Origin of the sequence: Brevibacterium sp. LS14 (assembly GCF_012027885.1) — a bacterium.
GTDB lineage: Bacteria > Actinomycetota > Actinomycetes > Actinomycetales > Brevibacteriaceae > Brevibacterium > Brevibacterium casei.
This window is the reverse complement of sequence record NZ_SJXG01000011.1, coordinates 1-14,735: the sequence shown is the minus strand read 5'-3', so window position 1 is coordinate 14,735 and position 14,735 is coordinate 1. Positions and strand designations below refer to the sequence as shown.

At 69.0% G+C, this 14,735-nt stretch carries 15 protein-coding genes; 6 read left to right on the top strand and 9 right to left on the bottom strand.

Features of this window, described 5'->3' with window-relative positions:
* Window positions 1-142: 142 nt before the first annotated feature.
* From EZE58_RS01590 to EZE58_RS01555, 8 genes are all read right to left on the bottom strand, one after another.
* Entirely contained in the window at window positions 143-1,396 is a 1,254-nt protein-coding gene (locus EZE58_RS01590) for an MFS transporter (RefSeq protein WP_167559669.1), read from the bottom strand.
* The gene (locus EZE58_RS01585) at window positions 1,393-2,334 is read right to left on the bottom strand and encodes a nitroreductase family protein (protein ID WP_009380908.1); all 942 of its coding nucleotides are present in this window, start codon (window positions 2,332-2,334) and stop codon (window positions 1,393-1,395) included. Before EZE58_RS01585 ends, EZE58_RS01590 begins: the two co-directional genes overlap by 4 nt.
* The gene (msrA, locus tag EZE58_RS01580) at window positions 2,335-2,865 is read right to left on the bottom strand and encodes a peptide-methionine (S)-S-oxide reductase MsrA (protein ID WP_009380907.1); all 531 of its coding nucleotides are present in this window, start codon (window positions 2,863-2,865) and stop codon (window positions 2,335-2,337) included.
* Between the two features lie 42 nt (window positions 2,866-2,907).
* A complete protein-coding gene (locus tag EZE58_RS01575) occupies window positions 2,908-4,098 on the bottom strand; it encodes a hypothetical protein (protein ID WP_009380906.1) in 1,191 nt (396 codons plus the stop codon).
* Between the two features lie 120 nt (window positions 4,099-4,218).
* On the bottom strand, window positions 4,219-4,884 hold the full coding sequence (locus EZE58_RS01570) for a peptide deformylase (protein WP_167559667.1): 666 nt from the start codon (window positions 4,882-4,884) through the stop codon (window positions 4,219-4,221).
* A gap of 4 nt (window positions 4,885-4,888) precedes the next feature.
* Window positions 4,889-5,692 (bottom strand): CoA ester lyase, encoded by an 804-nt coding sequence (locus tag EZE58_RS01565; RefSeq protein WP_167559665.1) that lies wholly within the window; start codon window positions 5,690-5,692, stop codon window positions 4,889-4,891.
* An 11-nt stretch (window positions 5,693-5,703) separates the two neighbouring features.
* Window positions 5,704-6,303, bottom strand: coding sequence for a MaoC family dehydratase (locus EZE58_RS01560; RefSeq protein WP_167559663.1), 600 nt, complete (start codon window positions 6,301-6,303; stop codon window positions 5,704-5,706).
* Between the two features lie 86 nt (window positions 6,304-6,389).
* Window positions 6,390-7,565 (bottom strand): MFS transporter, encoded by a 1,176-nt coding sequence (locus EZE58_RS01555; protein WP_167559661.1) that lies wholly within the window; start codon window positions 7,563-7,565, stop codon window positions 6,390-6,392.
* Between the two features lie 152 nt (window positions 7,566-7,717).
* Here EZE58_RS01555 and EZE58_RS01550 point away from each other — a divergent pair, with 152 nt between their 5' ends.
* The 6 genes from EZE58_RS01550 to EZE58_RS01525 all read left to right on the top strand — a co-directional run bounded on the left by EZE58_RS01550 (window position 7,718) and on the right by EZE58_RS01525 (window position 13,170).
* The gene (locus EZE58_RS01550; RefSeq protein WP_009380901.1) at window positions 7,718-8,302 is read left to right on the top strand and encodes a TetR/AcrR family transcriptional regulator; all 585 of its coding nucleotides are present in this window, start codon (window positions 7,718-7,720) and stop codon (window positions 8,300-8,302) included.
* Window positions 8,303-8,338: 36 nt separating this feature from the next.
* Window positions 8,339-8,974 carry a histidine phosphatase family protein gene (locus tag EZE58_RS01545; protein WP_009380900.1) on the top strand — a complete coding sequence of 212 codons (636 nt, stop codon included), beginning with the start codon at window positions 8,339-8,341 and terminating at the stop codon, window positions 8,972-8,974.
* A 129-nt stretch (window positions 8,975-9,103) separates the two neighbouring features.
* Window positions 9,104-9,271 (top strand): hypothetical protein, encoded by a 168-nt coding sequence (locus EZE58_RS01540; protein ID WP_162909042.1) that lies wholly within the window; start codon window positions 9,104-9,106, stop codon window positions 9,269-9,271.
* Window positions 9,268-10,710 (top strand): cytosine permease, encoded by a 1,443-nt coding sequence (locus EZE58_RS01535; RefSeq protein ID WP_009380899.1) that lies wholly within the window; start codon window positions 9,268-9,270, stop codon window positions 10,708-10,710. Before EZE58_RS01540 ends, EZE58_RS01535 begins: the two co-directional genes overlap by 4 nt.
* A gap of 65 nt (window positions 10,711-10,775) precedes the next feature.
* Window positions 10,776-11,597 (top strand): HAD-IIA family hydrolase, encoded by an 822-nt coding sequence (locus tag EZE58_RS01530; RefSeq protein ID WP_009380898.1) that lies wholly within the window; start codon window positions 10,776-10,778, stop codon window positions 11,595-11,597.
* Between the two features lie 190 nt (window positions 11,598-11,787).
* Window positions 11,788-13,170 carry a DUF2254 family protein gene (locus EZE58_RS01525; protein ID WP_167559659.1) on the top strand — a complete coding sequence of 461 codons (1,383 nt, stop codon included), beginning with the start codon at window positions 11,788-11,790 and terminating at the stop codon, window positions 13,168-13,170.
* Between the two features lie 21 nt (window positions 13,171-13,191).
* Here the strand turns inward: EZE58_RS01525 and cls are convergent, their stop codons facing one another.
* Window positions 13,192-14,631, bottom strand: a complete 1,440-nt coding sequence (gene cls / locus EZE58_RS01520) for a cardiolipin synthase (RefSeq protein WP_346773167.1) — start codon at window positions 14,629-14,631, stop codon at window positions 13,192-13,194.
* Window positions 14,632-14,735: the final 104 nt, after the last annotated feature.

The following is a 14,735-nucleotide window of genomic DNA, read 5'->3' as shown; positions in this document are numbered from 1 at the left end:
ACGCTCATCTTAGTGACCCGGCGCCGCGCATTCTCCTCAGTGCACCCTGTGCAGGTTCTGCGAACCCTCAGCCGCACCGACGCGGTCATCCGACAAATACGCGGTTAGCAGACCGCGTATTTGTCGGTTCACCGCGTCGGAGTCAACGCAGCTCTCGCGGGCGGGTCTCGCGTCCGGTGAGCCAGTACGCGGCGGCGATGACGGCGAGTGCCCCGGTGAGCGCGAACGCCCACGAATAGCCGGCGTGGTCGACGATGACTCCGGCGAGGACGGGCCCGAGGATCGCACCCCCGTCGAGCGCCATCTGGTACTTCGCGAGTACCCGCCCGCCTTTGCGCTCACGGCCGACGACGTCGGCGACCGTGGCCTGCTGGGCGGGATTGGCCAGCCCGGAGCCGATTCCGGCGAGTATCGAGAGGGCGAAGAAGACCCAGAGCGCATCGGTGAAGGCGAGCGCGGCAGTCGAGAGGCCGAGCGTGAGCAGACCCCAGATGATGAAGGGCCTGCGTCCGTAGGTGTCGGCGAAGCGGCCGACGAGTGCGACGGCCGCCGCGTTGCCGAGGGCGAACATCGTCAGCGCGAGTCCGGCCGCCGCAGTGTCGGCGCGCAGCGCCTGGATCGCGAACAGGGGGTAGATCGCCACCCGGATGCCCATCGCCGACCAGCCCTGGACGAACGCGGAGACGAGTGCGGCACGGTACGCGGAGTCCCGCCACGCCTGCCGGAACGTCATCACCTCCTGCGCGGGCTGATCCGCGGCTGCGGCGATCCGCGCCCGGCCGAGCCTCGTCGCCGATCCCGCCGAGGCGGTCGAGGCGAGGAAGATCCGCACGACGACGGCGGCGACGACGAGGCCTGCGGCGTAGATGATGAACGGCACGCGCATCCCCCACCCGGCCATGAGTCCGCCGAGGACCGGTCCGGCGATGTTGCCGACGAGGAACGCCGTGGCGTACGTGCTCGACGCCTTCGCGCGGGCGTCGACGGGGGCCAGTCGGATGATGAGCGCCATCGCGGAGACGGTGAACATCGTCGATCCGATGCCGCCGAGTCCCCGGAAGACGAGGAGCTGCCAGTAGTTCTGGGCGAAGGCCACGGCCGCGGTGGAGGCGGCGACGATGAGGAGACCCGTGATGTAGATCCGACGTTCGCCGAAGGCGTCGACGAGGCGACCCGATGTGGGTGAGAAGACGAACCGGAAGAGGGCGAAGGAGGAGACGACGATCGACGCCGCGGTCACCCCGAAGTCGAAGCTCGCGGCGAACTGCGGGAGGACGGGGGCGATGATGCCGTAGCCGAGCGCGACGATGAAGGCCGCAGCGACGAGGACGTAGATCTCGGTAGGCAGCCGCCTCGTCGTCGACGGGTTCTCGGCTGCCTGGTCCTCGCCCTTCACAGGGTGTCGAGGAACTGGTCGGGGTCCGGCCGGGGTCGGGTGCCCGCGGCGAGCCGCGCGCGGTACCGTTCGGGGACCGAGCCGATGTAGAACCAGCCCATGAGCAGCTCGCCGTCCCTGAGGCGGTGGAGCCTGCGCACGGCCGGCGCGTTCGTCAGGTGCCCGCTGCGCCACATCACTCCCCATCCGGCCTGCCAGAGGGCGAGTTCGAGGAGGTGACCGGCTCCCGCCGCGGTCGCGTGCTGCTCCCATTCGGGGACCTTCGGGTGCGGGGTCGGCGACGAGACGAGCGCGAGGAGCAGTTCGGCCCGCAGCGGCTTCGTATTGAACTCACCGTCCTTGCGCGTAATGCCGTCGGCTTCGTCGAGGGCCTCACCGAGGCGGATCCGGTCGTCTCCCCGGAGGATGAGGAAGCGCCACGGTTTGAGAGCCTTGTGGTCGGCGACGGTGGAGATGATGCGGATGATCTCTCGGAGGTCGGAGTCGCTCGGCGTCTCCGGGCCCACCTTGGAGATCGAACGCCGGGTGGCGATCGCGTGGAGCACCGGATCGGTGAGTGAGTCGATCGAACTCGGGGCGGAGTAGTCCGGTCCGGTGCGCCCTCTGTCCGCCTTCGCGGGAGCGAGACGGGCACCGTCGGCGGCAGCGGGTGATTCGCCGGCGGAGCCGAAGCCGCCGCCCGCGGCGTCACCGACGTTCGTCTCGTCGCCGACACTCGTCCCGTCGCCGATCGCAGCACCGCCGACGACCGTGCTGTCCTCGACGGCTCCCGCGCCGAGGCGAGTGAGGGATTCCCTGGCCGCGAGCTTCATCGCCCACGGACCGGTCTCACCGTCGAGGAAGTACGCCCGTGTCAGCTCCCGTTCGTGGTCGGGCCGCTCGCGTTTCCTCCGGCGCTTGTCCTTCTTCGCGCACCCGGACTTCTTCCTGCTCCCCATTCAGCTCACCCAGTTCGCATAGGCCTTCCGTGCCTGCGAGAGTTTGGGGTCGATGATCACCCGGCAGTAGCCGTTGTCGGGATTGTTCGAGTAGAAGTCCTGGTGGACCGTCTCAGCGGGGTAGAAGACACCGAGCGGTTCGAGGGTCGTGACGATGGGCTTGTCAAAGTACTCCTGGGCCGCTTCGATCGCCTCGGCGAACCGGGCCTTCTCCTCCTCGTCCCGGTAGAACATCGCCGAACGGTACTGTGTGCCGACGTCGTAGCCCTGCCGGTTGAGGCTCGTCGGGTCGTGCCCGGTGAAGAAGAGTCCGAGGATGATGCTCTCGGGCACGATCTCGGGATCGAAGGTGACCTGAAGGGCTTCGGCGTGACCGGTCGTGCCCGAGCACACCTCACGGTAGTGCGGGTCGGTGGTGTGACCGCCGGTGTATCCGGAGATCACCGAGGTCACGCCCGTGGTGCGCTGGTAGACGGCGTCGAGGCACCAGAAGCAGCCTGCGCCGAGGGTGAGAGTGCGGAGTTCGCTCATAACAGGTACAACGACGTCCGTGTCCGCTTATTCCCGCACCGCTCAAGCACCGTCGGTGCGGAAGGTGAGGTCCTCGGGTGCCGGCCAGTCCGCGAGCGTGAGGGGCGCTTCGATGCTCACCGCCGCGAGGTCAGCGTCGTCGACGTCCTCGCCGTCGATGACGTCGGGCTCCACCCACCCTTCGATCCCCTCGGGGTGAAGGGTTCCCGGTGCTGAGGCGCCGAGGTTGTCGGCCGTCATCGCCGCGACCTCGGCATCGAGCTCGGCATCGACTCCGTAGAGGTCGATGCGGTCGAGGAGTCCGTCCCGGATGTCGAGGCTGAGTTCGTAGAGTGCGGGGTCAGCGCTGGATCCGGACCTGTCCGCGTCCCGCTCGAAGAGCGCACTGACCGGGTAGGTGTGGTTCGCCGGGATCGCCCTCGGAGCCTCTGCGTCGAGGTACACGTCGATGCTCGAGACGTCCTCTTCGGCGAGCAGAGCGGAGAGGTCGGCATCGGAGAGCTCGATCGGATCATCCCCGGGGAACTGCTTCCTCGAGTAGGGCACCGTGATGAAGAAGCGGCCGTGGTCGAGCTGGGCGCGGATGACCTCGGCGACGTCCTGGGACTGCGGGTGGGGTTCGTCGAGGAGGGCGTCGAGGGAGGCCCGCACGTGTGCGGGGAGTTCGATCTCGACGGGGGCGACGTCGATGTGCCCGTCGAGGGCTTCGCGGGCGACGAACTCCTCGGCTCTGTCGACGGCGAAGGCGGTGCCCGCGACGACCGAGGAGTTGATGACGGCACCCAGTCCGCGACCGAGCCCGTCGGGCAGCTTCTCGTCCCAGGAGTCCTTGAGGTTCTGGATCGGTCCCCAGAGCATCCAGCTCGCAGCACCGGCCGCGGCGGCGGCTGCGAGGTTGAGGAACGCCCGCGACCTCCACGTCGCATCCTCGATCCACCAGGCCTCCGGATCGCCGCCGTCGACGTATCCGAACGGTTCGTCCTCGGCGTAGCGGGCAGGCTCTCCCGCCTCGGTGCCGCCGGGGGCGACGAGGTCGACATCGGTGTCCGCGAAGGCCCTCGTCCCGCCGAGCCACGTCATCGCTGCGGTGGCGACGGCGTAGGCGGCCCGTGCCGTGTTCTGGTGCTCGGCGGCGAAGTCGCGGCGGCGGACGATGCTCAGCGCACCGGAGCCGATGGTCGAGACGGTGCGGACGAGGAGACGGTGGCGTGCTGGGATGTCGGGAAGGCGCATGCCCTCATCGAATCATGCGCACCTGAGGTGCGCGTGTGAGTCTCCCGGCCACGACCCGAACCGCCCCGGCGCACCGTGCGCCGAGATTCCGGCAGCGTCGTCAGAGCACCGGCAGCGTCGTCAGAGCAGCAGGCCGCTCGGCAGGGTGAACCCGAGTTCCGTCGCAGCCCGCTGGGTCGAGGGCTCGTTCCACAGTCTCGCGACCGCCGCGTTCGTCGACAGGGACCGCATCTCGGCCTTGTCGAGGAAGAGGATGCCGTCGAGGTGGTCGGTCTCGTGGGCGACGATTCGCGCCGACCAGCCGGTGACCTCCTCGTCGATGGGCGCACCGGTGAGGTCGACTCCGCGCAGCCCGATCGTGCGGGGCCGGGCGACGACGGCCTGGTAGCCGGGGATGGACAGGCACCCTTCGTAGAAGGCGGCGAGCTCACCGGTGACCGGTTCGTACTGTGCGTTGAGCACGGTGCGCAGCGGCAGCGGCTCGCGTTCGCGGACGGCGGCGACCTCGGCGCTCACGGCTGCGGGATCCTCGGCGACGAAGATCGAGAGTCCGACGCCCACCTGGGGGCCTGCGAGTCCGACACCGGGGGCCTCGCGCATCGTCTTCGCCATCACCTCGGCGAGGCGGGCCAGGGTCGCGTCGTCGACCTGACCGGAGTACGGCAGCACCGGGGTGCGGAGGATCGGATCGCCGGCCCCGACGATCGGGGCGATGCCGTCGTGGGCGTCCGCCGCGGCGAGGACCTCGTCGATCTGCTGAGCGACGATCGCGTCGGTGAGGTGCATGGGCTCAGCGGGCGCGGGCGACGATGAGTTCGGCGTGCTTGAGCAGCGGCGCGTCGATCATCTTCCCCTCGTAGGCGAACGCGCCCTTCTCCGATCCGGCGCGGTCGAGGACGCCACGGGCCCATTCCAGCTGCTCGTCGCTGGGGCGGAAGGCCTCGCGGACGACCGGGACGTGGTTGGGGTGGATGGAGACCTTGCCGCTGAACCCGGATTCGACGGCGTCCTCGGCTTCCTCGCGGAGGCCGTCGAGGTCGGGGATGTCGGCCCAGATCGAGTCGAGCGCGTGCTTGCCGTGGGCGCGCGCGGCGAGCAGCGTCGAGCTGCGGACATGGGAGACGACGTCGCGCCACGTGCCGTCGGCGCGGCGTGAGGATCCCCCGCCGAGGTCGGCGATGAGGTCCTCGGAGCCCCACATCAGCCCGTAGACGTTGGGGGCGGCGGCGATCTCGGCGGCGGCGAGCGCCCCGCGGGCCGTTTCGATGAGGGCGATGACCTCGAAGCCGGAGAGGATCGTGAGGTCGGAGGCGGATTCCGCCTTCGGCAGCATCACGGCGGTGTAGTCGGTGCGCTCGAGCATCCGCAGGTCCTCGCCGAGGTGGTCGGAGTCGCGGGGGTTGACGCGCACGACCGTGCGGGTCGGGTCGAGCGGGTAGTCGACGATCGCTTCACGGGCGTCTGACTTGTCCGCGTCGTTGACCGCGTCCTCGAGGTCGAGGATGACGATGTCGGAGCGTTCGGCGGCCTTCTGGAACCGGTCGGGCCGGTCGCCGGGGACGAAGAGCCAGGCGGGGGCGAATTCGAGGGCCATGGGTGCTCTCCTCACTCTCCGGTCGACGACTGCTGGGACTGGGCGCTCGCGTCCGCGGCGGTGGACGCGGAATCCGAGGTCCCGGACTGCGCTGTCGCGTCCGCGGCGGGGGCCGCGGACTCAGCGGCCACCTCGGCGTGGGAGGAGTCGAACATCATCGTCTGGCGCACGGCCTTGGCAACGAGTTGCCCGTTCTGGTTGTACCCGCGGTGTTCGAGGGTGACGATGCCCTGCCCGGGACGGGACTTCGAGGCGCGCTTGTCGAGGATCGTGGTCTCCGCGTAGAGGGTGTCGCCGTGGAAGAGCGGGGCCGGGAAGCTCACCTCGGAGAAGCCGAGGTTGCCGACGATCGTGCCCTGCGTGAGCTGGGAGACGGAGAGGCCGATGAGCGTGGCGAGCGTGAACATCGAGTTGACGAGGCGCTGGCCGAAGGGCTCGGTCTCGGCGAAGGCGGCGTCGAGGTGGAGGGCCTGGGTGTTCATCGTCACCGCGGTGAACCACGTGTTGTCCGCCTCAGTGATGGTCCGGCCCGGCGCATGCTTGTACACGGTGCCGACTTCCATCTCGTCGAGCCACAGTCCGCGCTGCTCGACGACCTTGCTCTCGCTCATTCTCCGCTCCTTCGTCGTGATGGTCTTCACCTTACCGTCCGCCGATGACGCGGCCGTCGCCCGGTGGGAGGTCGACGGTCCCCGGCTCAGGGGCGACGCGGGAGGACGAGCGCGCCGAGCGCTGCGGCTGCGGCGGCGACGGCGAACGCAGGGACCGCGCCGGCGGCGGTGATGAGGACACCGACGAGCGGGGCGCCGAGCGCCTGCCCGAGGGCGAGGACGAGGAAGCCGAGGCCGACGCCGGCAGCCGGATCGTCGGGACGCAGCTCGGTGCCCCAGAGGAGGAGCAGACCGGTGAGGACGATGTAGACAGCACCGAAGACCGCTGCCGCCGTCCAGGCGGCTGGGAGGAGGCCTGGGACGAGGGCGAAGGCGATGGTGACGGCGGCGAGGACGAGCATCGACAGCGTCCAGGCAGGGCGCAGGCCCAGCCGCGACACGGCATCGCCGGTGACCGCCCCGACGAGTCCGCACACCCCGAGCAGGATCCAGGCGATCGCCGAGGCGGTCGGACCGATCCCCTCGGCCCCGCCGAGGAGGTCGCGGCCGAACGTCCACACCGCTGAGCTGGCGAGCCCCATGAGTGCGGCGGCCGCGATGAGCCGGGCACTGCCCGGTCGCAGCAGCGGCCGAGGCAGGAAGGACCGCTGACGGGTCGGCTCACGGTCCGCGGGAGCCTGTCCGGCGCCCCGACCCGGTACGGCGAGATACGTCCAGACGGTGACGACTGCTGCGACGAGCGCGAACGCGAGCCACGCGAGTCTCCACTCATCGACGGTGAGGAGAGCGACCGGTCCGGCGACGGCGACGCCGGCGCCCGTGCCGGCGTTGATGACCGTCTGCGTCCGATCGCGGACGGGAGCTCTCACGGCTCGGGCGACCGCGCCGGCGAGCGGTGGGGAGGCGACTCCGGTGCTCGATCCGGCGATGAGGACGCCTGCCGCGAGGACGATCGCATTCGGCGCGAGGGCGACAATCGCGATGCCGAGCGTGGCGATCGCACCGGCGCTGACGGCGACGAGACGAGCGCCGAGGCGAGGGGTGAGGATCGTGGAGGCGACGATCGCCGCGCAGTAGGCGACGTACGAGCCGGCGGCGATGGTGCCGGCGAGCTGCGCATCGAGGCCGAACTCGGCGCGGAACGCGGGCAGGAACATGCCGTATGCGAACCGGGCCAGTCCGTAGCAGACGGCGATGAGGCTCAGCCCTGCCGCCGTCAGCCACAGGGTGCGGCGACGGCTGAGGAACGTCGTCGATGCCATCGTCGGCCTCCTCGGGGTGTCGATGACGGAACTTCACAGGTCTGTGAAACAGTCTGCAGGCAGGTACACTGATCTGTAAAGTCTCGGTGCAGGCGAACCGGACGGCGCGGGCCACGTTCGTGGCCACCTACAGAGCAGGGAAGGGAGCAGCGATGAGGCCAGACCCGCACGACGACCTCACTCCCCCGCAGCTGACCCCGGGGGCGCGACGGATCCTCGAGACGGCCGCCGAGCTCTTCTACTCCCACGGCATCCACGCCGTCGGCGTCGACACGATCGCCGAGGAGTCGGGTCTGACGAAGCGGACGCTCTATGACCGCTTCGGGTCGAAGGACGCCCTCGTCGCCGCCTACCTCCAGGTCAGACATGAGGTCTGGTGGGCTCGCCTGGAGAAACGCCTGGCCGCGCTCTCGGCGGAGTCGACACCGGGCAGCCGCGCGCTCGCGGTCTTCGACTCCTACACGCTCGACTCCGATTCGACCGATCGCGGCTGCGCCTTCGTCAACGTCTCCGCCGAGCTTCCGCCCGAGCATCCTGGGCGCGGCGTCATCCGCGCGCACAAGCGCGCGGTCGAAGCCCTGCTCGCGGACATCCTTGCCGGCAGCTCCGATTCCCGGTCGCTCGCCGAGCACGTCTTCCTTCTCCTCGAGGCAGGCATCGTCCATCGCGGCATCGACGGCGACGACCGCCGCCTGGTCCGGGCGCGCCGCCTCGTCGAGGACCTCGTGACTCCCTGAGCGCCCGAGCACAGTTCGGCTAGAGTCGACACCATCATGGCTGTCATCCGCTCGCTCTTCGTCGTCACGCACCCTGAGGCGGAGCATCACCTCGAGGGCCGGGTCGGCGGCTGGCATGACTCCGCGCTGACTGAACGAGGTCGCCGGCACGCGCGTGCGATCGGAGCAGAGCTGCGCCGCCGGATCACCGGACCCGCCGAGGTGATCTCCTCCGACCTCGCCCGAACGTGGGAGACGGCCGAGGCCATCGCCGCGGAGCTCGGCACAGCCGCCCTGGCCGATCCGCGCTTGCGTGAGATCTCCTATGGCATCGCCGAGGGCCGTGAGCAGTCGTGGCTCGATGAGCGCTTCGTCTTCCCGCCCGCCGTCGGCGATCGCCTCGACCACGATGTCGGCATCGACGGCGCCGAGACCCGACGCACCGCCGGTGAGCGCGTGTACGCGGCCGTCGACGAGGCGCTGACCCGGGAAAGCGCCTGCCAGGTCATCGTCACCCACGGCTTCGCCCACACGTTCGTCGTCGGCCGGTGGCTCGAACTCCCCCTCGAGGCGATGGGCCGGGCCACGTTCGCCACCCGACCGGGAGGGATCACCGAGCTGCGCGAGGACGATGCCTTCCGCAATCGGACGGTGCATTCCCTCGCCGAGGTGGGCCACCTCGGCGGGGACTGAGAGTCGGCGCCCTGTCCGCTCTGTGACGATCTCCACGACAGAACCGTCCGGACGGTATAGAGTCGCATCTGCGCATGGCTCTCAGCCGGCGCGCAGCGCAGGACGAACGGTCAAAGGAGACCACAGCCGATGATGGACAGGGACTTCCGCACAGAACTCGACCGCCGCCTCGACCTCTACGAGGACCCCGAGAGCGACGAGGGCATCCTCGATCCCCTGCCGTGGCGCGACCTCGGCCTCTCCGTCGCCGTCCTCGCCGTCCTCTCCGCAGCCCTTCTCGCGTGGTGCCTGCTGTGAGCCGGGCACCGCGCCGCTTCCAGCGCACCGCTCTGGCCGACGCCGGATCGACGAGCGATCTGCCGCTGCTGACCAAGGATCGGATCTGGAGCTTCTGGGACTTCTCGGCGGCGAACATCGGCCTGGCGATCGCGACCTGGGCCTTCCTCCAGGGCGGGGCCGTCGCCTACTACGTCGGAGCGAAGGAGGCCGTGGCGAGCATCGTCATCGGCTACGGGATCTCGATCTTCCTCGTCGCCCTCGCCCCGTGCATCCCCGCTATCCGCTACGGGATCGAGCAGTTCGTCTCCCTGCGCTCGGCCTTCGGCACCGGCGGCGCCCGGGCGATCATGCTCGCCCTCTCCGCCCTGCTCGCCGCCGCGTGGGCCGCGGTGCTCGCGATCATGTGCGGCCACGCGTTCGCGAACGTGTGGAATGCGCTCTTCGGCACGGACTTCGCGACCGACAGCCTCACCGTCAAACTCATGGGGCTGTCCGCGGTCGTCGTCTCGTGGGTCATCCTCATGCGCGGCCCGACCTCGATCGAGACGGTCAACAAGATCGTCGCGCCGGGGCTCGTCGTCGTCACCCTCGTCATGCTCGTCCTCATCTTCACCCAGGTCGGGTGGTCCGAACTCGTAGCCCTCCCGCCCCTGGCCTCCGACGTCGACCGGCACATGGCGTTCATGCTCGCGATCGAGCTCAACATCGCCGGCGGCCTCGCATGGTGGCCGAACGTCGGCAACCTCGCCCGCCTGACGAGAAGCTCGCGGGCGGCGTACTGGCCGAACATGATCGGCCTCTTCCTCGCCTCGGTCATCGCCGCGGTCGTCGGTGCGTTCTCGGCGCTCGCACTCGGCTCGGACGACCCGACACAGTGGATGATCCCCCTCGGCGGCTTCGTCCTCGGCGGACTGGCGCTCGTCTTCGTCGGCTTCGCGAACATCACCTCGATCGTCGCCCAGGGTTATGCCGCACTCGTCGCTGTGCGCGGAGGCACCGGCAACATCGGCCGGAGGATGCCCTGGCCGGTGCTCGGGGCGGTCATCCTCATCCCCGCCGTCGTCCTCGTCTTCTTCCCCGACGCCACCTACAACAACTATGGTCGGTTCGTCTCGTGGGGTGCGATCGTGCTCGGACCGCTGTGCGCGATCCAGCTCGTCGACTTCTTCGTCCTGCGCAGGCAGCGCCTCGACATCCGCGCGATGTACGACAACCGATCCGGCTCCCCGTATCACTACACCGGCGGGTTCAACCTCGTCGCCTTCGCCTCGATGGCCGCCGGTGCGCTCGTCTACGCGCTCCTCCTCAACCCGGTCGACTACGTCCCGTCCGAACCGTTCCGTTGGCTCACGGCGTCCCTGCCGTCGATGGCGGTCGCCGGCGGCCTCTACTGGGTGCTGTCGAGAACCGTCTCGATGCGCCTCGGACAGGGAGGATTCACCTCGTCATCCGACTGAAGCGTCGAAAGCCGACTAGGCTAGGAGGCAGGCGCTTCGGCCCCCGGACTAGCACGAGGAGAGTCATGGATCGCGAATCGATCGAATGCTGGCTGACCGACATGGACGGTGTCCTGGTCAGGGAGAACAGCGCCCTGCCCGGTGCCGCCGAGCTGCTCGCCCAATGGCGGCGGGCCGACATCCCGTTCCTCGTGCTCACGAACAATTCGATCTACACGGCCCGGGACCTCTCTGCGCGCCTGCGCTCGAACGGGCTCGAGGTCCCCGAGGCGAACATCTGGACCTCGGCGATGGCCACGGCCGATTTCCTCTCCCACCAGGTCGAGCACGGCACGGCCTACGTCGTCGGCGAGGCGGGACTGACGACGGCCATCCACGAGGCCGGGTTCATCATGACCGAGCACGACCCCGACTTCGTCGTCGTCGGCGAGACCCACAATTACTCCTTCGAGGCGATCACGAAGGCGATCCGGCTCATCGATGCGGGCTCGCGCTTCATCGTTACCAACCCCGACGCGACCGGCCCGAGCCCCGAGGGCGTTCTCCCGGCGACCGGCGCGATCGCGGCCCTCATCACGAAGGCGACGAACCGGGTGCCCTACGTCGTCGGCAAGCCCAATCCGATGATGTTCCGCTCGGCGCTCAACAAGATCGGAGCGCACTCGATCAGCACGGCGATGATCGGCGACCGCATGGACACCGACATCATCGCGGGCATGGAGGCCGGCATGCACACCGTCCTCGTCCTCTCGGGGATCTCCACCGCCGAGGATGTCCGGAAGTATCCGTTCCGCCCCGACGAGATCCTCGACGGCGTCTACGACCTCCTCGACGTCCCACTCGAGGAGCAGGGCAGCCTCGGCGCAGACGTCACCGGTTCCGCGTAGGCGCCGGTCGTATCGCGGCGCCCCCGAGGCGGATCCGGTCCGATATCCGGCCCGATTTCGCATCGGATCCTCCTCGGGGAGGCGTTCCGCACTCCGCGCGCCGCGCTAGACTCGCAACTGCCCCTGCTCCGCCCGAGGCCGCAGCACCGCGTCGACGGCGACCGACACCGGATTTCCAAGGAGGCAGCCGATGGCGCAGGCCCACCCCCATCCTTCCGCGACCGGCGAGTCGAGCTCCCCGTCACAGAAGACCGGTCCGACCCGGGAGAGCGCTGCCGACCGCCGGGAATGGCGGAAGATGCGCCGGCACATCCGGCCGACGACGATGTGGGACGTCCCGCTGCGCCTTCTCATCGCCTCGGTGGTCCTCGGTCTGCTCACCCCGCTCGTCGACCGCGGACTCGCCCAGGTCTTCTCCCCGTATCCGGATCTCGACTCCGGCAGCGTCGCCTCGCTGCTCGGGATCATCTCCGGTGCCATGGTCACGCTGGCCGGTCTCGCATTCGCCGCCCTGACGACGGCGATGAGCCTGGGGATCACGACGATGTCCGTGCGCCTGGCGCCCCTCCTCCAGAGCGACCGCGTCGTTCAATGGGCCCTGGGCTCCTTCGTCGCCACCTTCGTCTATTCGCTGCTCATCGCCCTGAGCATCGCCCTCGGCGAGGACAGCTACAAGCCGTGGACGGGCACCGTCGGAGCCGTCCTCGTCACCCTCGCCTGCGCGGTGATGTTCCTCGCCTTCGTCGTGCGCGTGTGCACACTGCTCAACTCCGGGGCACTGCTGCGCCGACTCGCCCGTGACGGGTGGAAGGCCCTGCGCTTCTCCCCGGACCGGTTCCACACCCACGCCGTCGCCGTCTCCGAACGCTCGGTGCCCGACGGCCACCTCGTCCGACGTCGACACTACGGCTCCGGCGGCGACGCTCTGCTCGCCGTCAACACTCCTCGTCTGCTCGACTTCGAGGACGCGTGGGGATGCACGATCGAACTCGTGCCCACGGTGGGAACCCCGGTGCCCGTCCACACCCTGCTCTTCCGGACGAGTGAGGCGCTGACGAGCAGACAGGAGGACGAACTCGAGAAGGCGGTGGCCTTCGGCGACATCGAATCTCCGGAGAACGGTCCCTTCGGGGCGATCCGGACGATCTCCGACATCGCGCTCAAGGCGCTCTCGCCGGCGGTCAACGACCCGTCCCGGGCAGTCCAGGCGCTCGACCAGATCGAGGCGATCCTCATCCGGCTCTCACCGATGATCGACGTTCAGGAGAAGGAGCTCGCCTCCCGTCCCGACGCGTCGGTGCTGCGCGACTGGATGCGCAGCTGGGCGGAGTACGTCGCCGCCGCCACCGACGAGATCCGCCAGTTCGGAACGACCTCGATCCAGATCCAGCGCCGTCTGCGCGCGCTCTTCGCCGACCTCGCCTCGATCTGCCCGGGATCCCAACAGGAGGCGCTGAGCGAACGTGTCGCCGTCCTCGACCGGGGCATCGACCGGTGGTGGGACGATCCGCTCGATCGTCGGCTCGCCGCCGTCGTCGACCCCGAGGGCATCGGCGGGGCCGAACGGGACTGAGCGGCCGCCTCGGCGAGGGAGCTACGCGAGCGCCGACATCAGCCTCATCGCCGACTCCATGTACTTCCGCGTCCACGGCCGCTGCATCCATTCCTCGAGGGTGAGCTCGTGGCTCTTCTCCCGGTAGTCATCGATGACCGCGGAGATGTCGCCCACCAGGTCGCCGCCGGTGGTGAGCAGGCTGATCTCGTAGTTGAGCCCGAAGGAGCGCATGTCCATGTTCGATGAGCCCATGACCCCGTACTTCCCGTCGACGACGAAGCACTTCGTGTGGAGGACCGCGGGCTTGGGGTAGAGGAAGATGCGCACGCCCGCCTCGAGCAGTGCCTGGTAGTACGAGGCCTGGGCGCGTCCGACGACGTACTGGTCGGCCTCCTCGCTGACGTAGAGCTCGACGTCGACGCCCCGGTAGGAGGCGGTGTTGATGGCCGCGAGCAGCGACTCGTCGGGGATGAAGTAGGGACTGACGATCGAGAGCTTCTCCTGCGCGAGGTAGAAGAGGGAGTTGAAGACCTTGAGGTTGGGCTCGGTGGTGAACCCCGGCCCCGAGGGCACGAGCTGCATCCCGCAGACGTCTCCCCCGACGTCGGGGACCTCGACGCCCCACACGTAGTCGCGGATGCCGAGCTCCTCCCCGCTCTCGGTGTACCAGTCGGTGGCGAAGACGGCTTCGATCGTCGCTACGATCTCCCCGCTGACCTCGACCATGATGTCGTGCCAGTGCCGCCCGACCTTGATGTTCGCCTTCATGTCGTAGCTCGAGTCGATCATGTTCTGCGAGCCCATCATCGCCCGCTTGCCGTCGACGACGAGGAGTTTGCGGTGGTTGCGCAGGTCGATGCGCCGCGCCTTGCCCTGCCACGGGATGAACGGGAGCATGAGGTGCCATTCGATCCCGGCCGCGGTCAGACGCTTGCCGAGCGAATGGAATCCCGGGTACTTCCGCGATCCGATGTGGTCGTAGAGGACGCGCACGTGCACTCCGCGGGCGGCTGCCCGCTTGAGCGCTTCGAAGAAGACGTCCGTCGTCCTATCCCAGGCCATGATGTAGATCTCGACGTGGACGTAGTTCTCGGCTCCGTCGACGAGTTCGGCCATCCGCTCGATCGTCCGGTCGTAGTCCATGCTGATGCCGTGGTTGGTCCCGGTGACCATGGGCAGTTCGGTGAGGTTGCGGGCGAGTTCGGCGATGAGGTCGAAGTCGCGCGGCGCCTTGAGCGACGGCGGGACATCGGGCAGGTCGTCGGCGCCCTTGTGCATGAGTTCGTTCGCCATCGCCTGGATGCGCGCCCGCCTGCGGTTGATGTAGGGGCTGCCGATGAGCAGGAAGAGGGGGATGCCGACGATGGGCAGGAAGAGGATGAGGAGCAGCCACGCCGATGACGACGACGGCCGCCGGTTCTCCGGGACGACGCCGATGGCGATGATCTTGACGATGTACTCGATGACGATCCAGGTCACCGACAGCACCGTCGTCCAGTTTATCGACGACCAGTCGATGGGCTCCATCCGCGACCTCCGTTCCTCGGTTGAGGTCCACCCTAACCGGACGAACCCCTCGCCGA